The following is a 20798-nucleotide window of genomic DNA, read 5'->3' as shown; positions in this document are numbered from 1 at the left end:
ATGCGCGACGATTTGTACGAGCAATGCTCCGACCACATCACCGAAAAAACCCCGAGCTCGGTGTAGGTCGGTGTGCGCCCTATGATCTGTTCGATCTTACGGTACTCGTCGGGGGTGAGTCCGAACGCGCGGGCCTGCTCGACATCGGCTTTCGGTTCGCCGGCAAGCGAAACCGGACGCTCGCTCATCGCGCGCTCCCCGCAATCGATTGGAAAATCTTGATCCCGTCCTCGCCGCCGAGCATCGGCTCAACCGCATGCTCCGGATGAGGCATCAAGCCAAAAACGTTGAAGCGCTCGTTGGCGACGCCCGCAATCGCGCGCATCGATCCGTTGGGATTCGCCGCGTCACTCTCGCGCCCGTCCGCATCGACGTAGCGAAGAATCACCTGCCCTCGCTCTTCCATCTGGCGAAGTTCATCTTCAGGCGCAACGTACAATCCTTCGCCATGCTTGATCGGCAGCCGCAGCAGATCGCCCTGCCTGGTCGCGCGTGTGAACGGCGTGCCCGCATTCTCGACGCGGAGCCACACGCGATCGCAAACAAACGATAGCGATCGGTTGCGCGTGAGCGCGCCGGGCAGCAGATGCGCCTCGCACAGAATCTGAAAGCCGTTGCAGGTGCCGATCACGAGGCCGCCGTCAGCCGCGAATTTCGCCACACTCTTCATGATCGGCGAGAAGCGCGCGATTGCGCCGGTGCGCAGATAGTCGCCGTAGCTGAAACCGCCCGGCAGCAGCACGCACTCGACACCGTCGAGCGATTCGTCCTTGTGCCACAGGATTCGCGCGTCCTGGCCCATCACGTCCGCGAGCGCGTGGATCGCGTCGCCGTCGTCCAGCGATCCGGGGAATCGCACGACGCCCCACTTCATTCGCCCACCACCTCAAAGTGAAAGTCCTCGATCACCGGGTTGGCGAGCAGCGCCTCGCACATCTTCTTTGCTTCGTCGCGCGCCTCGGACGCGGTCCGCGCATCGATCTCCAACGTGATGTACTTGCCGACTTTGACACCTGAGACGTTTTTGAAGCCAAGACTTTGCAGCGAGCTTTCAACCGCACGCCCCTGCGGATCGAGGATCCCTTTGCGGGGCGTCACGAACACTCTTACTTGCAACTCAAGTCCTCGCTCGCTATCACCACGAATTAGTTCTCCACCCGCCGCAGCATCTCGTGATACGCCTCTTCGACGCCGCCGAGATCGCGCCGGAAGCGATCCTTGTCGAGCTTCTGACGCGTCGCCTTGTCCCAGAACCTGCAAGTGTCGGGACAAATTTCATCGCCAAGCAGAATCTCGCCGTGATGCCGCCCGAACTCGAGCTTGAAATCCACTAGGATGACGCCGCGCTCGTCTAGGAACTTCTTCAGTATCGAATTCACCTTCAGCGCCATCTCGTCCACTTGCTTGAGTTCCGCGGCGGTCGCCCATCCAAACGCAATCGCATGCTCGCCAATGATCAGCGGATCGTCGAGCGGGTCGGACTTGTAGTAGTACTCGACAATTGGACGCGGCAGCGGCTCGCCCTCTTCGCGCCCAAGCCGTTTCGCCATCGATCCCGCGACGATGTTCCGCACAACAGTCTCGACCGGGATAATTTGCAGCCGCTTGCACAGCATCTCGCGATCGTTGAGACGACGGACAAAATGCGTCTTCACCCCATGCTTCTCGAGCAGCGTGAAGAACAACTCCGAAATGCGGTTGTTCATCACGCCCTTGTCCTCGATAGTGTCCTTCTTCTTGCCGTTGAAGGCGGTCGCGTCGTCCTTGAAGTACGCGATGACGAGGTCGGGGTCGGACGTGGAGTAAAGTTTCTTCGCCTTGCCCTCGTAAAACATTTCGAGTTTTTGCGGAGTAGTTTCCACGTTGCTGTTCTCCCTTATGGTCAATTGGAATATCTTAATCTAATCATCTTACCGACCGGTCGCGTCATCACAACGAACCCAGTGCCAGTTGTCCACAAACCCGCGCGCGGGAGTGTGGATAGATAGTCTCACCGCTTGGCCGCGCGCACCTTTTTTACCAGGGCGATCTCGGTTTTTGCGGCTGGCGCAAACTGCTCGACCAGCCTGGCCGCCAGACCCACATAGCTGCGAGGATTCAACTCCCGCAGCGCACGCCTGGCGCCGTCGTCCAGCGGCAGCGTCGCGATGAACTCTTCGATCACTCTGCGATCGATTCTTCGCCCTCGCGTCAGTTCCTTCAGCGTCTCGTACGGTTTCGGCATCCCGTGGCGCCGCATCAAGGTTTGAATCGCCTCGGCGACGACCTCCCACGCCTGCTCGGCCTCGAGGTCCTCGGCGATGCGCGCCTCGTTCACCTCGACCCGCGCGAGGCCGCGCTCCAACGACGCCAGCGCAACCACCAGATGGCCAAACGCCGTGCCCATCGCGCGAATCGCCGTGCTGTCCGTCAGATCGCGCTGCCATCGCGAGACCGGCAGCTTCTGTGCGAGATGGTCGAACAGCGCGTTCGCGATCCCGAGGTTGCCCTCGCAGTTTTCGAAGTCGATCGGATTTATCTTATGCGGCATTACCGACGACCCGGTCTCGCCCGCGACCGCCTTCTGCGCGAAGTAGCCGATCGAAATGTAGCTCCACATGTCGCGGCAGAAGCCCAGCAGGATCATGTCGATGCGCATCAGGATCGCGAACAGCTCGGCGATAAAATCGTGGCTTTCGATTTGAGTGGTGAGCGGATTCCAGGTCAGGCCGAGCCGCTCGACGAAATTCTGCGAATGCGCGATCCAATCGACCTCGGTATGCGCAAAGTGATGCGCGTTGAAGTTGCCGACCGCACCGTTGAGCTTGCCGAGAAATTCCTGGCGGCCAAGCTGCGACAGCTGGCGCGCGAGACGCGTCGCGAATATCGCCATCTCCTTGCCGACCGTCGTCGGTGACGCTTCCTGCCCGTGCGTCCGCGCCATCATCGGATGCGATTTGTAGCGATGCGCCAGCTTTACAATCGGCGCGTTGGCCGCTTCGAGCCGGGGCGTCAAGTCGTTCGCGACGAACTCTTTCAGGATGAGTGCGTAGGCGAGGTTGTTGATGTCCTCGGAGGTGCACGCGAAATGCACCATCTCGATTGGCAGCGTCGGATCGATCGCGGCGACTCGATCTTTGACGAAATACTCGACCGCTTTGACGTCGTGATTGGTAGTCGCCTCGAGTTCCTTCACCCGGCGCGCATCGTCGAGCGTGAAGTCCTCGTAAATGGCGCGGAGCTTTTTCGCGGTCGCCGCGAGGATCGGCTTCAGCGCGCTTACCTCAGGATGCGCCGCGAGCGACAGGTACCATTCGATCTCGACGCGGACGCGGTAGCGAATCAGCGCGAACTCGCTGAAGTAGGCTTCCAGGCTCCGGGTGCGCGCGCGGTAGCGGCCGTCTACAGGCGTCACCGCGGTCAATGCCGCGTCGGTCTCGGTTGGTCTGTCTTTCACTTTTTCAGTGTATGCCATTAGATTACGCGACGACGCCTGCTCAATCGAGAGGGCGTCAAACGCTAGCGGCCGGTGTGTCCGAAACCGCCGGGACCGCGCGTGCTCGGCGCGAGCTCATCGACCTCGACAATCTCGGCGCGGATGACGGGCGCTATGATGAGTTGGGCGATTCGATCGCCGGGTCTAATCACGATAGGCTGGTCGCCCAAATTCACAAGTAATACTTTAACTTCTCCGCGGTAGTCCGCGTCGATAGTTCCAGGGGAATTGATCAGCGCGAGGCCTTCTTTGAGGGCGCGGCCGCTGCGCGGCCGCACCTGTCCCTCGTAGCCGACGGGAATCTCGAGCGCGATTCCCGTCGGAACCGCGCGACGCTCGCGCGGCGCCATCTCGATTGACGCCGCGATGTCGGCCATCAGGTCGATCCCGGCCGCATGCTCGCTCTGATACGCAGGAAGCGGCAGCGCACTTTTGCGAATGCGGGCAATTTTCACAGTCGGATTCATTGTTGCGATCTCGTATGGCGAATTGTCCGCTCGATGGCAAGCGCTCTCGCACGGCGATGCGGTCATGCGACGGGTCGGAAAGAGCGTCGTCGGAGTGTTGACAGAAATTTTTTTTTCAGCCGAGTGGCTGCGGAACAATCAAAACCACAAATCAAGTGGGGGTCTGCATTGCGAGCGGCGCGCGCTGCCTGTTAGCGAAAATGGTTGGAGGGCTGAGAAAATGGCGAGCGCGATTTCGAACGATCCATATCTGTCGAAGGGGTTTGAGCCGATTCGGATGGAATGCGACGGCGCGCATTTGACGATTGAGGGAGAAGTACCCGCGGACCTCGACGGCACCTTCTATCGTATCGGTCCCAGTCCGCAGTTTGCGCCGCGCGGCAACTACAACCCGCTCAATGGCGACGGAATGGTGCATGCCTTCCGTGTGCACCAGGGCAACGTTTCTTACCGCAATCGATGGGTGCGGACGCAGCAGTGGACGCTCGAACACGCCGCCGGTCGCGCGCTCTTCGGCACCTCAGGCATTCCGTCGGATTCGGATTCGAGCGTCGCCGGCATGCGGACGGACGGCGTCGCGAATACGAACATCATTTGGCATGCGAACAGACTGTTGGCCCTCGAAGAAGGTCATGCGCCGATTGAACTGGATCCCCTGTCGCTCGAAAAGATCGGACGCTGGTCCTTCAACAACAAGCTGCCGCGGAACATGACGGCGCATCCGAAGATTGATCCTGCTACGGGCGAGATGATTTTCTTTGCGAATTTTCCAACCGGACGTCTGACCGGCGACATCGAATTCTATCTCGCGAACGCATCCGGCGATCTGGTTCGATCGCAGATGATCCACGGGCCGTTCGCGGCGCTGGTACATGATTTTGCGGTGACGAAAGACTTTGTCGTCGTTGCGATGTGCCCGGTCACCGTATCGATCAAGCGCGCGATGGCTGGTGCGCCGCCGATCGCGTGGGAGCCCGAACGCGGCACGCACGTCGGAATCATGCCGAGAAACGGCGGCGTCGAAGATGTTCGATGGTTCGAGGGCGACGCCTGCATGGTGTGGCATCTCATGAATGCGTTCAACGACAGCGACAGGATTGTCGTGGACGTCTGCCAGCAGGAGGTCCCGGGGTTTCCGTTCGCGGATGGAAGGCTAACCGACCATCGTCGCGCGACCCAGTTTCTTACGCGGTGGGAGTTCGATTGGTCGAAGCCCGGCAGATTCAGCGTCGAAAGGCTGAGCAACGAGCGATGTGAGTACCCGCGAATCGATGAGCGACGCACGGGATCGAATTACCGGCATGGCTATGTCGCTTGCATCGGTGGACCCGGCAGCGACGACATTTTTCATCGAGGCATCGGGCACTTCGATCACGTCATCAGGCGTATGAAGATCTATACGGCGGGTCAGCGCTTTGCGATGGCCGAACCGGTATTCGTGCCAAAGCAAGAAGGCTCAGGCGAAGGCGAAGGGTATCTGCTGACGAATGTCTTCGATGAAGACCGGAATGCTAGCCATCTTGCGGTCTTCGATGCCGAGCAGATTGAGAGTGGGCCTATCGCCCGGGCGCATCTCGGCCATCGCGTGCCGGTGGGATTTCATGGCAACTGGCGGACGGGTGGTGCTGAGTGAATGCAGAATAAGAAAGTGGCGAGGTCACACTGGCAGGTTGAGTCGCAGAACCCTCACCTGCCGGCCGCGTTGCGGCCGGCCTCCTCTCCCGTGAAGGAACGGGCGAGGTAAGAGTTGTCGCCGCTACGCTAGCGGGGCGAAGACTTCGCGGGTGATTTTTCGGCCTTTCAGGTCGCCTAGCAGCACCATCGCGAGTTTGTCGGGTTGGAACCAACTCGATGCCAGCTCGACGACATTGTCGTTGGTGACTGATTCGATTCCTTGGGACAGTTCGTCGAGCGAGACGTCGCGGCGGAAATAGATCTCGTTGCGCGCGAGGCGGTTCATGCGGCTGTCGGTGGATTCCATTCCGAGCAGCATGTTGCCCTGGAGCTGGCTTTTCGCGCGCGCCAGTTCGGCGGGCTCGAGGCCGTTGAGCTCGACTTTGCGCAGCTCTGCGATAGTGACTTCGAGGACTTCGTCGACCCATTCGGGGTTGGTGCCGGCGTAAACGCCGAAGTAACCCGAGTCGATGAACGACGAGATGAACGAGTAGATGCTGTAGACGCGGCCGCGCTTTTCGCGCACTTCCTGGAACAGCCGCGAGGACATCCCGCCGCCGAGCGCGGTGTTCAGCACGTAGGCAGCGTAACGCAGTCGATGCGACTGGCTGATGCCGGGGCCGCCGATACAGATGTGCGCCTGCTCGAGTTTCTTCTCGCGCGTCAACACGAGTGGATGGTCAATTGGTGGCGAGAATTTTTCAACTTTGCCATCGGCCGCGACGCCGCCGAACAGCCCGGCGCATTTCGCGGTGAGGCGTTCGTGCTCGACCTGGCCGGCCGCGGCGATAAAGACCCGGTGAGAGCGGTAGCGCTCCGCCATGAACGACATCAACTGCTCGCGATCTATTTTATTTACCGTCGCGACCGATCCGAAAATCGGCAGCGCGAGCGGATGACCCTTCCAGAACTCTTCGTTGAAGAGGTCGTGGATGAAATCGTCGGGCGTGTCCTCGGCCTGCGAGATTTCCTGCAGAACCACCTGGCGCTCGCGCTCGATTTCCGCGGGATCGAAAACCGAGTCGAGAAAAATATCCGCGAGCACCTCGGTCGCCATCTCGAGGTCCTTGCCGAGCACCTTGGCGTAGTAGCAGGTGAACTCCTTGCCGGTGAACGCGTTCAGCACGCCGCCGACCGCGTCGAAGGCCTCGGCGATTTGCGCGGCAGTGCGCTTCTTGGTCCCTTTGAAGAGCAGATGCTCGATGAAGTGCGAGGTGCCGTTTTCGGCCGGCTCCTCATAGCGCGATCCGTTCTCGACCCAAATACCAATCGATGAGGAAACGACTTGCGGCATCGCCTCGGTGAGAATGCGCACGCCGTTTCCAATAACACTCTTTTGAATCATTCGCCGACTAATTTCCCTTGTTCGGTTCCTGCTCGGCCTCGCGCATCGAGAGCCGGATTTTTCCGCTGCGATCGACGTCGAGCACCTTAACCTTGATCTCGTCGCCTTCGTGCAACACGTCCTCGACGCGGCGGATGCGTTCGTTCGAAATTTGCGAGATGTGCAGGAGGCCGTCGGTGCCCGGCATTATCTCGACGAAGGCGCCGAACTCGACGATCTTGCGTACCACGCCGTCGTAGATTTTGCCGACCTCGGGCTCAGCGGTGATCGCCTGGATCATGCTGATCGCTTTTTCCATCGCGGTTCCGTCCGCCGACGCGATCAGCACGGTGCCGTCGTCCTCGATATCTATTTTGCAACCGGTCTGCTCGACCAGGCCGCGGATGACCTTGCCGCCCGGACCGATCACTTCGCGAATCTTGTCGGGCTTGATGTGCAGCGTGACGATTCGCGGCGCGTAGCTCGACACGTCTTTGCGCGGAGCGGGCAGCGCCTTTTCCATCACGCCGAGGATGTGCAAACGTGCGTCGCGCGCCTGATGGAGCGCCTGGCGCATGATGTCCTTGGACACGCCGCCGGCCTTGTTGTCCATCTGGATCGCGGTAACGCCGGCCTTGGTGCCGGCGACCTTGAAGTCCATGTCGCCGAGATGGTCCTCGTCGCCGAGGATGTCGGTCAGCACGCGGACCTTGTCGCCCTCTTTCACCAGGCCCATCGCGATGCCCGCGACCGGAAATTTGGTCGGCACGCCAGCGTCCATCAGCGCGAGGCTACCGCCGCAAACTGTGGCCATCGAGGAGCTGCCGTTGGACTCGAGCACGTCGGACACGACGCGAATCGTGTACGGAAAATCGGCTTCGTCCGGAAGTATCGGAGATAGCGCGCGTTCTGCGAGGGCGCCGTGGCCGATTTCGCGCCGCGACGGAGCACGCAGAAATTTCACCTCGCCGGTCGAGAACGGCGGGAAGTTATAGTGCAGCAAAAATTTCTTGAAGCGCTCGCCGAGCAGCGCGTCGATCTTCTGTTCGTCGGACGACGTGCCAAGCGTTACGGTCGCGAGCGCCTGGGTCTCGCCGCGCGTGAACACCGCTGAGCCATGCGTGCGCGGGAGTACCTGCACCTCGGCGCTGACCTGGCGGATGTCGGTGGATTTGCGATCGTCGATTCGCTTGTCATCGTCGAGGATCGCCATGCGGACGCGCGTGCGCACGAGGTAGTCGCACGCGTCAACGATTTCCTTGGTGCGATCGGGAAACTTCTCGGCGAGCTCGGCCACGACCTTATCGCTGACCGCGTAAACCGCTGCCGCGCGCTCTTTCTTGCCCTTGGTGGCGAGCGCCTTCTCGATTCCGTCGCCGATACTCTTTTCGACCGCCTTCAACAGTGCCTCATCGCGTTCCTTGACCGCGAACTCGCGCTTGGGCTTGCCCGCGCGGCGTTGCAGCTCTTCCTGCATCGCGAATATCGGCTGCATCGCCTCATGCGCCGCGAACAGGGCTTCGAGGATCACTTCTTCGTCGACAATCTGCGCGCCGCCCTCGAGCATCATGATCGACTCGGGACTGGCCGCGACGACGAGCGATACATCGCTGCCTTCGAGCTCAGTGTGAGTAGGATTGACGACGATTTTGCCCTCGACCCGGCCCATCCTGACTGACGCGACCGGACCCTTGTGCGGGATGTCGGAGACCAGCAGCGCGGCCGACGCCGCGATCAGCGAGAGCATATCGGGATCGTTGTCGCGATCGGCGGAGAGCACAGTGGTGATGATTTGGGTTTCGCGGTCGTAGCCCTTCGGGAACAGCGGGCGCATCGCGCGGTCGATCAAACGGGAGGTGAGAATTTCTTTCTCGGATGCGCGCCCTTCGCGCTTAAAAAATCCGCCGGGAATTTTTCCGGCGGCAAATGTCTTCTCGACGTAATCCACGGTGAGTGGAAGAAAATCCATGTTGGGCCGCGCCTCGTACTGGGAGACCGCGGTCGCGAGCACTACGGTGTCGCCGTAAGTGGCGAGCACGCTGCCATGCGCCTGCTTGGCCAGCCGGCCGGTTTCGAGCGAGAGCTTGCGTCCCGCGAAATCAATTTCGAGTTTTTCGTACATTACTGATACCTGAGGGAGGATCTGAGGCCGCGCGACGATTGCGGTATTTTCGATGCCCGCGAGGCGTCACAGAGGACGCGCCTTGTTACCTGCCATCGTGACAGCCAAGGCCCGCGCACCCGATGTGTTGAGGGCAGCGCGGCAGAATATGTGCAGCCTATCTCCGGATGCCCAGCTTTTCGATCAGCCCTTTGTAGCGCGAGAAGTCGCGCGAATGCAGGTAGTCAAGCAGCCGACGACGCTTGCCGACCAGGCGCAACAGACCACGGCGCGTGTGATGGTCCTTCTTGTGCGCCGCGAGATGCGTGGTCAACTGGTCGATCCGGGCCGAGAGTAGCGCGACCTGAACTTCAGGCGAGCCACTGTCATTGGTGGTTCGAGCGTTGGCTTGTATGACTTCCCGCTTACGGGCTGATGGAAGAGGCATTCGGAGTTCTTACTTTCCCTTTTCCTTTATCGTTAGCCGACCAAATTAACAGAGCTGGCAGGGGGAGTAAAGGTAGGGGTTCATGTCGTTCAGAGCGCAGCGAAGAATCCCCGATTCTTCTTCATCTCTTATTAAGATCAGGGAAAGTTGCCGTCGCACGCATTGCTCCCGGGATTCTTCGCTGCGCTCTGAATGACACAAGAATAAGACGCGCGAGCCAGCGATCAGGCACCGAAATTGAAGATTCGCTCCACTATCGCAGTCACGTGAGAAGTCGTCCGCGCTACTGCGATCAGATCGCCGCCTTCCGATATCACTTTGAACAGCGGGCTTCCTTGTGGGACTTGAGAATCAAACGCGCGCGAGTCGCCGTTGCGCAGGCGTTTTTCAGCGGCGATATCGACCACCAGCTCCGGCAGGCTGACCAGCGCGTCGCGAAGATTAATCAGGCAGGCCAGCGCCGCGCCGGAATCGAGGGCCTCAAGGACATCGGCCAGCGGCATCGCGTCGGCAATCGAGAATGCGCCATTCCTCGTGCGTCCGAGCTGCTCGAGATGCGCGACTGTCCCCAATGCGATGCCGATATCGCGCGCTAGCGAGCGCGCGTAGGTGCCGGGTGAGCATGTCGCGACGAATCGAATCGCGTCGGCCGCCTCGCAGATTAGATCGAGCCGCTTGATCTCGACGCGACGCTTTTCGGGCGGTGCGACGTCGTCGCCGCGGCGCGCGAGCCGATAGAGCGGCACGCCGGCGCGCTTGATTGCCGAATACACGGGTGGAACCTGCTCGATCACCCCGGTGAACTGCGCCGTGACCCGCGCGAGTTTTTCAGACGAGATCGCAAGGACGTCGGCGCGGCGAACTTCGGCACCGTCGCGATCAAGCGTGTCGGTCTCGACGCCCAGCCGAATCAAGCCCGCGTACTCTTTGTCGCCACCGTCGATAAATGGCGCGAGCTTGGTCGCCTCGCCAATCATTATCGGCAACAGTCCGGTCGCAAAAGGATCGAGCGTGCCGAGATGGCCGACGCGAGCAGGCTTCACGCGCGATTTGACCCGTCGCACCACTTCCGCCGACGAGATTCCAGCGGGCTTGTCGACTAACAGGATTGCATTCATAGGAAGACCCATCACCTTACCGGATACGAACGCGGCACTTAAGAGTGTTCGACCCGCTCGGACGGCAGCGATACGATCCGAGTCGTGGATGCGGAAAAGCATGTCGTGATCATCGGCGGCGGATTCGGCGGAATCGATGCTGCGCGGGCGCTTAAGCGCGCGCCGGTTCGGCTGACGATGATCGACCGCCGCAACCATTACCTGTTTCAGCCGCTGCTCTACCAGGTCGCGACCGCGGCGCTGGATAGTAGCGATATCGCGACCCCGATACGGCGGATTCTGCGGCGCCAACGCAACGCGAGCGTGCTTCTTGGCGAAGCGGCGTCGATTGATACCCGGCAGAAGATCGTGCAGCTGCTCGACGGCGAAGTGGCTTACGACTATCTGATCGTTGCGACCGGCGCGACGCATTCGTACTTCGGACACGACGAATGGCTCGAACCGGCGCCGGGGTTGAAGACGCTCGAGGATGCGGTCGAGATACGGCGGCGGGTGCTGGTGGCGTACGAGGCGGCCGAGCGCGAAATCGACGAGGCGGAAATCGCGAACTGGATGACGTTCGTGATAATCGGCGGCGGGCCGACGGGGGTCGAGATGGCGGGAGCACTCGCCGAGATTTCACGACGGGTGCTCGAGCGCGATTTTCGAAGAATCGATCCTAGCAAGGCACGAATCGTGTTGATCGAAGCAGGCCCCAAAGTGCTGCCCGCGATGTCCCCGGAATCGTCCGTGAGCGCGCGCCGGCAACTGGAACGGCTGGGCGTCGAGATAATCACGGACTCTCCAGTGACTGCGGTCGACGATCGCGGCGTCACTCATGGCGGGATGCGGCTCGAATCGCGCACTGTAATCTGGGCCGCGGGAGTGGCGGCATCGCCAATGGGCAAGGCACTGGCAGCTACCACGAGCGCGAAGCTGGATCGCGCGGGCCGCGTGCTCGTGAATCAGGATCTTTCGGTGCCGGGCGCGGAGTGCGTGTTCGTGATCGGCGACCTCGCGTCTATCAAGTCCGACGGCAACCCCGTACCTGGCCTGGCGCCGGCTGCGATGCAGGAAGGACGGCATGCGGCCAGGAACGTCGAGCGACTGATTCGCGGCGAGCCGACTCTGCCGTTTCACTACCGCGACAAAGGCACGCTCGCGACGATCGGCAAGGCCGCGGCGGTCGCCGATATCGGAGGCCTGCATGTCAGCGGCCTCATCGCATGGCTGATGTGGCTATTCGTGCACATTTTGTTTCTGATCGGATTCCGCAACCGGTTCATCGTGATCATCGAATGGGCATGGATGTACCTCCGCAACGATCGCGGTGCGCGGCTAATCACGGGTGATGTGGAGCCGCTACTGGAGCGCGGCGAGAAAACAGAGAATCGCGAACGAATGCTCGTGAAGTGACGCCTCCGATGCTCTCGCGCAAAATCCTTCTCTGGCGTTTAGAATCGGCCGACCATGGTTGTCGGTCCTTTTACTGGCGGATGTCTTTGCGGATCGATCCGTTACTCCGATCTATGCGAATCGCCCGCTGCGGATCGCAATCTCGCGCAGCTTCGCGACGTCCTCTAGTATCGCGCGACTTCGCCGCATTCGTTCCAGCGTCAGCGGGATTCGATAGGTCCAGTTCCACGCGCTGATCGTGCCGGGCCGATTGATCTGTGCGCTCCATCCAAACAAATCCTGGATCGGAACGATCACGAGCTTCGACGGCGCCGCATACAGCGCAGCCAGAATCGCGAAGCGCGCCGACTCCTCGAGCATACTCCGCGGACTCACTTTGCCTTCGAGGCCGAGCGAGCGCGCGAATTTCTCGCGCACTTCGATTGGCTGCGCGCGCCACCAAACAGTGAGCGGTTCAGTGTCATGCGTCCCGGTCGTCGCAAGCGAAAGTTCGGGATAGGCAGCGGGGCTGATAAACGGTTCGTCGCCGTGGCCCCAATCGCGCTCCCACTGCATCACCTTATATCCCGGCACTCCGAGATTCGTCAGCGATGCGCGCACCCACGGCGGCACCGTGCCGAGGTCTTCGGCAATCAGTTCGGTCGCGCCCGCTTCCTCTTTGATCGCGCGGATCACCTCTTCACCTTGCAGCAGCTCATCGTGTTCATTGACCGGCGTGAAAACTCCCGGCTCGGCCAGATCGGAACCGAAATTAAACGTGCGAAAGAGCCCAACGGCGTGATCGATTCGGAGCAAATCGTACAGTGTGCTGGCGTGACGCGCGCGATTGCGCAGCACCTTGAATCCCTGCGCGCGCATCGCGTTCCAGTTCGGCAGCGGCAGGCCCCATCGCTGCCCCTTGGGATTGAAGCCATCGGGAGGCGCACCGACCGTGCGCGACAGATCAAACTCGTCCTGGTTCGCCCACACTTCGGCGCTGTCGTGGCACGGCGAGAACGCGAGGTCTCCGCCGATGAATGCGCCGCGCGACGCCGCGTACGCGCGCATCTCGGACCACTGCCGATGCGCGATATACTGCCAGTAGCTGTACATCTCGATCGCGTCGGCCAGCTCGCGGCGCGCGAGAGCTAGCGCCTCTGGATCGCGCTTTGCAATCTCAGCCGGCCATGTCTCCCAACTGGTCCAGTTGAAGCGCTCTTTCAGCGCGCGAAACAACGCGTAGTCGTGAATCCAGTACGAGTTGGTTTCGACGAACGCATCGAATTGCGCACGCTGGTCGCCACGCGCACGAGACGCGCGGTATGCGCGCTCGAGCAGAGGAAATTTTGCGCTCCGAATGATCGGACGTTCGACGAATCGCGCTCTCCCGACTGCCTCGCGCGCGCGCGCCAGCACGACTCGCCCGACGCCCGGCAGCCCGCTCATCGAAATGAAGGTGGGATCGATCGCCATCACGCTCATCGCGCTGTACGGGCTGAGGTCGTCGGGGCCGGTCTCGTCCAGCGGGAGCAACTGGATCACGCGATGACCCATCGACAGCGCGAAATCGATCATCGGCGCGAGATCGAGAATTTCTCCGCGGCCGAGATTGTCGCGCGTGCGGATCGAGAACAGTGGAATCAGGATTCCCGCAGACCGCGGCAGCATCGGAGGTTGCGCGAGCGATACTTAGACTTCGACTCGCGCGTCGAGCCGAAACACGCGCGCGTTTCGAATCGTGGCCTCTTCGTCCTTAAGCAACTCGCGCCCGACCGGTGACCGGTACGCTGCCCGGTACGCATCGAGCGAGTCGAATACGAGAGTCGCCATGCGATAGCGGGAGTCCTCAATCCCCGGCGTCTTGATCAGCTTGCCGACGATGTAATTGCGAAGGCCCGGCAGTCGGCGCGCGATACTCACGTGGGTGCCGAGGTAGTGTTTCTCCGCCGCGTCGAGTCCCACACCTTGCACGAGATCGAATTCCGCAACCATCACGAAACATTGCTGACCCGCGCGCCGCGAACCGAACGGCACTACAGTCTCCGCCTCGACCGCAGTCGAAGTCACGTCCTTGAGATGCGACTGTGTATCCGCGAGCAACGCCGGCACAACGTCGGATCGCATCGCCGATGCGGCGGCAGCCGAGTCGTCATACGCGAGAATTGCTCCGCGAACCCGTTCGGGTTCTTTGCCCGCGACCTTTATCAGGTGTCCCGTGTAGTATTGTCGAAGTCCCGGAAAGCGCCGCGCCAGCTCCACGTGATGCCCCAAATAGTTGCACTCTTCCGCCGCGAGATCCGCGCTCCGAAAGTTGAACGTCACAAATGTTAGATGCATCCGAATCAAACCTCGAGCTTCAAATCACGTAGCCGCCGTTGGGGCTGAGCACCTGCCCCACCATGAATTTCGAATCGTCGCAGGCGAGATACAGCGCCGCCGCCGCGATGTCGCGCGGCTCGCCGAAGCGTCCGATCGGCGTGGTCTGTTCTATTTGTTTGCGAACTTCACTTGGAATCGGCGCGGTCATCGGCGTGTCGATGAATCCTGGCGCGATGCAATTGACCAGAATCCCCATCGGCACCACTTCGCGCGCGACCGATTTGGTAAACGAGATGATCGCGCCCTTCGCCGCGCAGTAGTCCGACGCGAACGCCAGCCCTGTAGTGCCCGCTATCGATCCCATGTTGATAATGCGTCCCGACTGCTTCGGGATCATCACCTTCAGCGCCTCGCGCGTGCAGTAGAACGTCGCGTCGAGATGCGTCGCGAGCATCTTGTGCCAATCCTCGTCGGTCTTCTGATGAGTCATGAACAAGTCGGGATTGTCGATCTCGCTCGCACGCGCGATGCCCGCATTATTGATCAGGATGTCGATCGTGCCGAACGCCGCGATGAACTCCGCGAACATTTTGGCCACGGCCGCGCTGCTCGACACGTCCGCGACGAACGGCCGCGCCGTCCCGCCCAGTCGCTCGATTTCGGTCACGACGTTACCTGCAGACTCGGGCCTGATGTCGTTGACGCCGACCTTCGCGCCCTCGCGCGAAAACGTCAGCCCCATCTCGCGTCCGAGTCCCGATCCGCCGCCCGTGATAAGTACAACTTTGTCCTTGAGTTTCATCGACGCCCTACTTCTTGCCTTCCTTGAGTTGTCGCTTCCAATCGAGTCGCCGCGCCTCGGCACCAGCCGCCTCGGCCTCCGGCACCATGCCCTTCTTCTGATAGAACATACTGAGGTTGGTGTACGCCAGGATGTCTTCCGGCTCCTGCGCGATATATTTTTTCGTCAACTCGATCGCGGCGTCGAGATCGCCCTTCGCCTGGTAGCACATCGTCATCCCGTGGATCGCATCGACGTATTTCGGATCGATCTCGAGTGCCCTCTTGTACAACTCGATCGCCTCATCGAACTTGTCGTCGGCGTATGCGTCAATCGCCTCATCGTATAGCTCTTCCTTATCAGGCATCTCGGCCTCCAGTTTTATGCGCGCGCGGAACCAACGAACGCGATTTCGTGCGCACCCTACCCTCTTATATACTAGACTCTGCAATATGGAGAATTCGCCCGCACCGACCGAAGCCGACGTTTACGAAGTGCTGCGCGAGTGTTACGACCCCGAGATTCCCGTCAACCTGGTCGACCTCGGACTAATCTACGGCGTGCAGATCGAGAACCGCGTCGTCAATGTCACCATGACGCTGACCGCACCGGGCTGCCAGATGGGCATGATGATCACGCAGGACATCCAGGAAAAACTGCTCGGCATCCCCGGCTGCGATGACGCCTCCGTCGAGATCGTGTGGGACCCGCCCTGGACGCCTCACATGATGACCGACGCCGCGAAGAAGCAACTAAAAATCGACGATTAGTCTTGTGCTACGAGCCGCAGGTCGGCTGTAACCGGTAACTCAAATAGATCGCCGCGCAAGAGTCGAGTCGAGAAGAACAAAACCTCGACGTTTTCGATTTCGCCCGAGTCTGGATTGATCCGCACGACGACTTCGTCGGGTAACTCTTCTGACTCCTGCGCCGGATAAGGATCGCGTTTGTTGATGTACAGGATGTCGGCGTCGCGATCGTATTTAAAACTTAACTTCGCTTCCATTCGACATCTCCTATCGCGATACTGCGCGCAATGTAGGCTGTGATAATCCAGTTCCTGCCATCGCTTCTCGATGAGCATAGCACAACGGCGATTGCGATCTTTTTTCCCCTCTCCCTGCAAGGGAGAGGATCGAAGGTGAGGGTCCTTGTTCAGCGCGCGATTTTTTCGCGAGCGATTCAAGATTCTGCTTCTCGTTGCCGCGCGCCCTTCAATCCGGATCGATCAGCACGCCCGGATTCAGAATCGAGCGCGGATCAAGCGCCTTCTTCGCCGCCTTCAGTGCGAGTGCGAATCCATCGGGACGCTGACGGTCGTACCACGGGCGATGGTACCTGCCCACCGCGTGATGGTGCGTAATCGTCCCGCCGATCGCGATCAGCTTGTCCGACACCGCCGCCTTGATCTCGTCCCACTGCTCCAGCTCGGAGCCGCGCTTGCCCGGCGCGAGAATCGTGTAGTACGGCGCCGGCCCGTCGGGATAAACGTGCGTGAACCTGCACGTCACCGAGCCTTTACCGCACACCCGCGCGATCACATCGCGCGCGCAATCCATCATCTGGCGATGGAATTCCGGGAATCGTTCCCACGTGATCGACGTCTCGAACGTGTCGCTCACCATCCCCATCGCCGCCACCGTGTCCATCAGATACGGCGCGTTCAGGAACGCGTTGCGCCATGCGCCCGCCGATCCTTCGTGCGTGGCCTCGGCGTCGGTGCGAGTCTTCGCGGCCTCCGCCGGAATTTTTCCGCCGTGATCCGCGCAGCATTCGAGCGCCCGTTTCATCCACGGTTCCAGCGGATGGTCCGCGGACTCGAACGCGAGCACCAGCACCGCCTCGTCCCCATTGCCGGCGCCGGAGTTGAACGCCTCACCTTCGTCGAGCACGCGGCAATTCGCGGGATAGAGCCCGGCCTGCGAAATCTGACGGACCGCATCGGCCGCTTTGAAGATGCTCGGAAACGGCACCGATGCGCCCGCGCGAAACGTCGGACGATCCTGCAGCCGCATCCACGCCTCGGTGATGATTCCGAGAATTCCCTCGGAGCCGATGAACATGCGGTCCGGGCTGGGACCCGCACCCGATCCGGGCAAGCGTCGCGACTCGACGATTCCCCTCGGCGTCACCACCCGCAGCGATTCGACGAAGTCGTCGATATGCGTGTACAGCGTCGCGAAATGCCCACCCGACCGCGTCGCGATCCATCCGCCGAGCGTCGAGAACTCGAACGACTGCGGGAAATGCCGAATCGTCAGGCCGTGCGGCTTCAACTGAGCGTCGAGCGCGGGGCCATAGACGCCCGCCTGGATTCGCGCCGCGCGTGAGACCTTGTCGACCTCGACGACTTTGTCCAGATGCATCAGATCGATCGATACCGCACCGCGATAACGGTCGCCGCCGGGCGGCTCGACGCCGCCGACCACGCTCGAGCCGCCGCCGTAAGGCACTGCGGCAATCTGCGCGCCGTCGCACCATTCGAGCACGCGGATCAGCTCTGTCTCATCGCGCGGAAACGCGACCACGTCAATCGGATTCGGATAGTCGCGCCGGAACGCGCGTCGAATATCGCGCGATCCTTTGCCGTAGGTATGTCCCGCGCGCTCGTGCGTGGCGGTCGAGCAAATCGCTTCGAGCGCGGACGGCGGCTTCACCCGCGGCGCGCGCAGATTCAGCTCGCTTTCCTTCGGTGGCGGCGTGAGCTCGAGCGGCCCGAGCCCGAATCGTTTGGCCATCCGCTCGGCCACGTGCTTTTGCTGTTCGGGAGTCGGCCCCTGGTCCTCGTAGCCCCATCCCCAGAACTTTCGTTTGCGATCTTCCGCCATCGGATTGGTCCTCGCGATACTCGAAGTTGCTGACTGCGGCGATTCTGCGCCCGCCACGCGTGGGAGGGCAAACAGTGAAAAGTGAAAACTGGAAGGTTGCACGCAACCGACCACCGTCGTATCAGTCGAACTATCCAGCCCAAGGAGACGTTATCATGAGCGACTCGCAGATTTCTCCGGCCGATCCGCATCCGCGCAAAAAGCTCGAACTCGTTAACACATGGATGTCCTACGCTGACACCGGCGCTGGCGATCCGATCGTTTTTCTCCACGGCAATCCGACGTCGTCATACCTGTGGCGCAACATCATTCCGTACCTTGCTCCGCATGCGCGATGTGTCGCGCCGGATCTCATCGGGATGGGCACGTCGGGACCGTCGTCGACTGGCGCGTATCGCTTCGAGGATCACGCTCGTCATCTCGACGCGTTCTTCGAGGGCCTCGATCTCAAGCGCAAGGTCACGCTGGTCGTGCATGACTGGGGATCGGCGCTGGGATTTCATTGGGCCGCGCGGCATCCCGAGGCCGTGAAGGGAATCGCGTACATGGAGGCGATCGTGCGTCCGTTGCAATGGTCGGAATGGTCGCAGCCGGCGGTTCCAATCTTCAAGGCACTGCGCAGTCCGGCGGGCGACGATATGATTTTGAAAAATAATATTTTCGTCGAGCGCATCCTGCCCGGCAGCATCATTCGGAAGCTCAGCGACGAAGAGATGAACGCATATCGGAAACCGTTCGCGCAGCCGGGCGAGTCGCGGCGTCCGACGCTGTCGTGGCCGCGCGAAATTCCGATCGAAGGCGAGCCGGCCGATGTAGTCGCGATCGCCGAGCGCTATTCAAAGTGGCTCGAGAAAAGTGCGACGCCGAAGTTGTTCATCAATGCCGACCCCGGCGCGATTCTGACTGGTGCACAGCGCGAGTACTGCCGGCGATGGCCGAACCAGCGCGAGGTGACGGTCAAGGGCGTCCACTTCATCCAGGAGGATTCGCCCCACGAGATCGGCCAAGCGCTCGAGGATTGGTACAAATCGATCTGAAAGTGATCGGAGATAGCACTTGACACTTCGCCGGCCGCGCGGTATTTAACCTGTAGGTTATTTAACTGAATGGTTCAGCAGCACACATCCTCGGATCAGCTTAACGCGACTTTTTCGGCGCTGGCCGATCCCACGCGGCGCGCGATCCTTGCGCGGCTCGCGTCGGGCGAGACCTCGGTGTCGGAGTTGGCGGAGCCGTTCGAGATGAGCATGCCGGCCATTTCGAAGCATCTGAAGGTGCTGCAGCGCGCCGGGCTGATCGAGCGCGGGCGCGAGGCGCAGTGGCGGCCGTGCCGGCTGGCAGCGGGTCCGCTGAAGGACGCGTCGGACTGGCTCGAGCACTATCGCAAGTTCTGGGAGGAAGCGTTCGACCGGCTGGAAGATTATCTGCGCGAGCTGCAGCAGCGTGAATCGCAACCGAAGGAAAAGAAAAATAACCGCAAGAAGTAGTCCTGCAACCGCAACGGGCTGAAGGAGAAAACGATGCAACTCAATCCGCATCTGAACTTCAATGGTAATTGCGCCGCGGCTTTCAAGTTCTACGAAAAAAATCTTGGCGGCAAAATCGGGATGATGATGACGTTCGGCGAGTCACCGATGGCGGAGCAGGTGCCCGCGGCACATCGCGACAAGGTCATGCACGTGCGCATGACGATCGGCGACCAGGTGCTGATGGGATCCGACGCTCCGCCGGATCGCTTCGAGCCGATGAAAGGTTTCTCGGTGTCGCTGCAAGTGGATACGGCGGCGGAGGCGGAAAAAGTCTTCAAAGCGTTGGCGGAGAAGGGATCCGTCTCGATGCCGATACAGAAGACGTTCTGGGCTGGCGGTTTGGGGCGGTGGTCGATCAGTTCGGGACACCTTGGATGGTGAACTGCGAGGGCGAAGCACGATGACTTCTGCCAGGCCGACCATGCGAGATCCCGCGCCCTCTAATACGTCGGATCGTGAGATTGTTGTCATGCGAGTTTTCGACTCGCCGCGCGCGCTAGTTTTCAAAGCGTGGACAGATCCGAAGCATCTTGCGCATTGGTGGGGGCCTAACGGTTTTTCGATCACCACTTACGAGATGGAATTCAAACCGGGCGGCGTCTGGCGGTTCGTGATGCACGGTCCCGACGGCCGCGATTATCAAAACAAGATCGTCTATGTCGAAATCGCCGAGCCCGAGCGACTGGTTTACATGCATGTTTCGGAGCCGCAGTTCAAAATGACGGTGACGTTCGCGGACGACGGCGGACAGACGAGGCTGACGGCGCGGATGGTGTTCGAATCGGCCGCGATTCGCGACCGGACGGTCAAAGCATTCGGCGCGGTTGAAGGTCTGAAGCAGACGCTCGGACGCCTCGCGGAGCACATGGCGCACATGAAGGAGAGTCCGCGATGACGCTCAACGCGGAAGTTACTGTTGGCGATCGCGAGCTCACCATCACGCGCATCTTCGACGCGCCCCGCCCGCTGGTTTTCTTCGCGTGGTCTAGACCCAAACATCTGATGCGTTGGTTCGCGCCCAACGGCTTCACCATGACGGAGTGCGAGATGGACTTCCGCGACGGCGGAAAATTCCGGCTGTGCATGCGCGGCTTGGGCGGAGACCATTGGATGAACGGCGTCTTTCGCGAAATCGTCAAGCCGGAGCGAATCGTCTGGAGCAGCTTGTTGGATAACGACACGAACGACGTGGTCACGACCGCGACGTTCACCGTGATGGGCGGCAAGACCAGGCTCACCGTGCATCAGACCTACTCGATCGAAACTGATTCGACCCGCGGTGCACCTCAGGGATGGACCGAAACCCTCGATCATCTCGCCGAATTACTGGCGGACGCCTGAAGGAGCAGAAAACTATGGC

Annotated in this window: 23 protein-coding genes and 1 pseudogene; 8 read left to right on the top strand and 16 right to left on the bottom strand. The window is 60.8% G+C overall.

All coding sequences use genetic code 11. The annotated features are described in order from the left end of the window. The 6 genes from WB650_RS12650 to dut form a co-directional block, all read right to left on the bottom strand. On the bottom strand, nucleotides 1–188 hold a 188-nt coding region (locus WB650_RS12650), incomplete at its 3' end, for a hypothetical protein (RefSeq protein WP_423960703.1). Then, nucleotides 185–874, bottom strand: coding sequence for a phosphoribosylformylglycinamidine synthase subunit PurQ (gene purQ, locus WB650_RS12645; protein WP_422302008.1), 690 nt, complete (start codon nucleotides 872–874; stop codon nucleotides 185–187). The genes WB650_RS12650 and purQ, both read right to left, overlap by 4 nt. Continuing rightward, on the bottom strand, nucleotides 871–1116 hold the full coding sequence (purS, locus tag WB650_RS12640) for a phosphoribosylformylglycinamidine synthase subunit PurS (RefSeq protein WP_422302006.1): 246 nt from the start codon (nucleotides 1114–1116) through the stop codon (nucleotides 871–873). Before purS ends, purQ begins: the two co-directional genes overlap by 4 nt. 29 nt (nucleotides 1117–1145) lie before the next feature. Further along, a complete protein-coding gene (gene purC, locus WB650_RS12635; protein WP_422302014.1) occupies nucleotides 1146–1835 on the bottom strand; it encodes a phosphoribosylaminoimidazolesuccinocarboxamide synthase in 690 nt (229 codons plus the stop codon). A 155-nt stretch (nucleotides 1836–1990) separates the two neighbouring features. Next, nucleotides 1991–3454 carry an adenylosuccinate lyase gene (gene purB, locus WB650_RS12630; RefSeq protein ID WP_423960700.1) on the bottom strand — a complete coding sequence of 488 codons (1464 nt, stop codon included), beginning with the start codon at nucleotides 3452–3454 and terminating at the stop codon, nucleotides 1991–1993. Nucleotides 3455–3498: 44 nt separating this feature from the next. Further along, the gene (dut, locus tag WB650_RS12625) at nucleotides 3499–3942 is read right to left on the bottom strand and encodes a dUTP diphosphatase (RefSeq protein WP_423960698.1); all 444 of its coding nucleotides are present in this window, start codon (nucleotides 3940–3942) and stop codon (nucleotides 3499–3501) included. A 220-nt stretch (nucleotides 3943–4162) separates the two neighbouring features. Between dut and WB650_RS12620 the strand changes: the two genes are divergently transcribed. Beyond that, a complete protein-coding gene (locus WB650_RS12620; protein WP_422303618.1) occupies nucleotides 4163–5575 on the top strand; it encodes a carotenoid oxygenase family protein in 1413 nt (470 codons plus the stop codon). Between the two features lie 123 nt (nucleotides 5576–5698). Here the strand turns inward: WB650_RS12620 and WB650_RS12615 are convergent, their stop codons facing one another. From WB650_RS12615 to truB, 4 genes are all read right to left on the bottom strand, one after another. Then, nucleotides 5699–6961 carry a M16 family metallopeptidase gene (locus WB650_RS12615; protein WP_422303617.1) on the bottom strand — a complete coding sequence of 421 codons (1263 nt, stop codon included), beginning with the start codon at nucleotides 6959–6961 and terminating at the stop codon, nucleotides 5699–5701. Between the two features lie 7 nt (nucleotides 6962–6968). Next, nucleotides 6969–9062 (bottom strand): polyribonucleotide nucleotidyltransferase, encoded by a 2094-nt coding sequence (gene pnp, locus WB650_RS12610; protein ID WP_423960696.1) that lies wholly within the window; start codon nucleotides 9060–9062, stop codon nucleotides 6969–6971. Between the two features lie 157 nt (nucleotides 9063–9219). Continuing rightward, nucleotides 9220–9489, bottom strand: coding sequence for a 30S ribosomal protein S15 (rpsO, locus tag WB650_RS12605; RefSeq protein ID WP_422292525.1), 270 nt, complete (start codon nucleotides 9487–9489; stop codon nucleotides 9220–9222). A gap of 224 nt (nucleotides 9490–9713) precedes the next feature. Continuing rightward, nucleotides 9714–10607: a tRNA pseudouridine(55) synthase TruB gene (gene truB / locus WB650_RS12600; RefSeq protein WP_422303615.1), complete on the bottom strand. Its 894-nt coding sequence runs from the start codon at nucleotides 10605–10607 to the stop codon at nucleotides 9714–9716. Nucleotides 10608–10691: 84 nt separating this feature from the next. On the opposite strand from truB, the gene WB650_RS12595 reads away from it, so the two are divergent. After that, on the top strand, nucleotides 10692–12002 hold the full coding sequence (locus tag WB650_RS12595; protein ID WP_422303614.1) for an NAD(P)/FAD-dependent oxidoreductase: 1311 nt from the start codon (nucleotides 10692–10694) through the stop codon (nucleotides 12000–12002). Between the two features lie 111 nt (nucleotides 12003–12113). Here the strand turns inward: WB650_RS12595 and malQ are convergent, their stop codons facing one another. The 4 genes from malQ to WB650_RS12575 are packed head-to-tail and all read right to left on the bottom strand — an operon-like array spanning nucleotide 12114 to nucleotide 15448. After that, on the bottom strand, nucleotides 12114–13649 hold the full coding sequence (malQ, locus tag WB650_RS12590) for a 4-alpha-glucanotransferase (RefSeq protein WP_422303613.1): 1536 nt from the start codon (nucleotides 13647–13649) through the stop codon (nucleotides 12114–12116). A 21-nt stretch (nucleotides 13650–13670) separates the two neighbouring features. Then, a complete protein-coding gene (locus WB650_RS12585) occupies nucleotides 13671–14318 on the bottom strand; it encodes an EthD family reductase (protein ID WP_422303612.1) in 648 nt (215 codons plus the stop codon). Nucleotides 14319–14337: 19 nt separating this feature from the next. Further along, nucleotides 14338–15102, bottom strand: a complete 765-nt coding sequence (locus WB650_RS12580; RefSeq protein ID WP_422303611.1) for an SDR family NAD(P)-dependent oxidoreductase — start codon at nucleotides 15100–15102, stop codon at nucleotides 14338–14340. 7 nt (nucleotides 15103–15109) lie between these two features. Then, a complete protein-coding gene (locus WB650_RS12575; RefSeq protein ID WP_422303610.1) occupies nucleotides 15110–15448 on the bottom strand; it encodes a tetratricopeptide repeat protein in 339 nt (112 codons plus the stop codon). A gap of 85 nt (nucleotides 15449–15533) precedes the next feature. On the opposite strand from WB650_RS12575, the gene WB650_RS12570 reads away from it, so the two are divergent. Further along, nucleotides 15534–15851, top strand: a complete 318-nt coding sequence (locus WB650_RS12570; protein ID WP_422303609.1) for a metal-sulfur cluster assembly factor — start codon at nucleotides 15534–15536, stop codon at nucleotides 15849–15851. Here WB650_RS12570 and WB650_RS12565 read toward each other — a convergent pair. Both WB650_RS12565 and WB650_RS12560 read right to left on the bottom strand, forming a co-directional pair. Further along, nucleotides 15848–16087, bottom strand: coding sequence for a DUF2283 domain-containing protein (locus WB650_RS12565; RefSeq protein ID WP_423960693.1), 240 nt, complete (start codon nucleotides 16085–16087; stop codon nucleotides 15848–15850). The two genes, WB650_RS12570 and WB650_RS12565, sit on opposite strands and share 4 nt — an antisense overlap. A gap of 208 nt (nucleotides 16088–16295) precedes the next feature. After that, a complete protein-coding gene (locus WB650_RS12560; protein WP_422303607.1) occupies nucleotides 16296–17909 on the bottom strand; it encodes an FAD-binding oxidoreductase in 1614 nt (537 codons plus the stop codon). Nucleotides 17910–18064: 155 nt separating this feature from the next. Here WB650_RS12560 and WB650_RS12555 point away from each other — a divergent pair, with 155 nt between their 5' ends. The 5 genes and pseudogenes from WB650_RS12555 to WB650_RS12535 all read left to right on the top strand — a co-directional run bounded on the left by WB650_RS12555 (nucleotide 18065) and on the right by WB650_RS12535 (nucleotide 20779). Further along, nucleotides 18065–18946 carry a haloalkane dehalogenase gene (locus WB650_RS12555; RefSeq protein ID WP_422303606.1) on the top strand — a complete coding sequence of 294 codons (882 nt, stop codon included), beginning with the start codon at nucleotides 18065–18067 and terminating at the stop codon, nucleotides 18944–18946. A 69-nt stretch (nucleotides 18947–19015) separates the two neighbouring features. After that, nucleotides 19016–19396, top strand: coding sequence for an ArsR/SmtB family transcription factor (locus WB650_RS12550; protein ID WP_422303605.1), 381 nt, complete (start codon nucleotides 19016–19018; stop codon nucleotides 19394–19396). A 33-nt stretch (nucleotides 19397–19429) separates the two neighbouring features. Further along, nucleotides 19430–19842 (top strand): annotated as a pseudogene (locus WB650_RS12545) (VOC family protein). Between the two features lie 17 nt (nucleotides 19843–19859). Further along, nucleotides 19860–20333 carry an SRPBCC family protein gene (locus WB650_RS12540; RefSeq protein WP_422303621.1) on the top strand — a complete coding sequence of 158 codons (474 nt, stop codon included), beginning with the start codon at nucleotides 19860–19862 and terminating at the stop codon, nucleotides 20331–20333. Further along, nucleotides 20330–20779, top strand: a complete 450-nt coding sequence (locus tag WB650_RS12535; RefSeq protein ID WP_422303603.1) for an SRPBCC domain-containing protein — start codon at nucleotides 20330–20332, stop codon at nucleotides 20777–20779. The genes WB650_RS12540 and WB650_RS12535 overlap by 4 nt, the downstream gene beginning before the upstream one ends. Nucleotides 20780–20798: the final 19 nt, after the last annotated feature.

It is taken from the genome of Binatus sp. (SeqCode) (assembly GCF_049584895.1).
Taxonomy (GTDB): Bacteria; Desulfobacterota; Binatia; order Binatales; family Binataceae; genus Binatus.
This window is presented reverse-complemented; position numbering and strand designations above follow the sequence as displayed.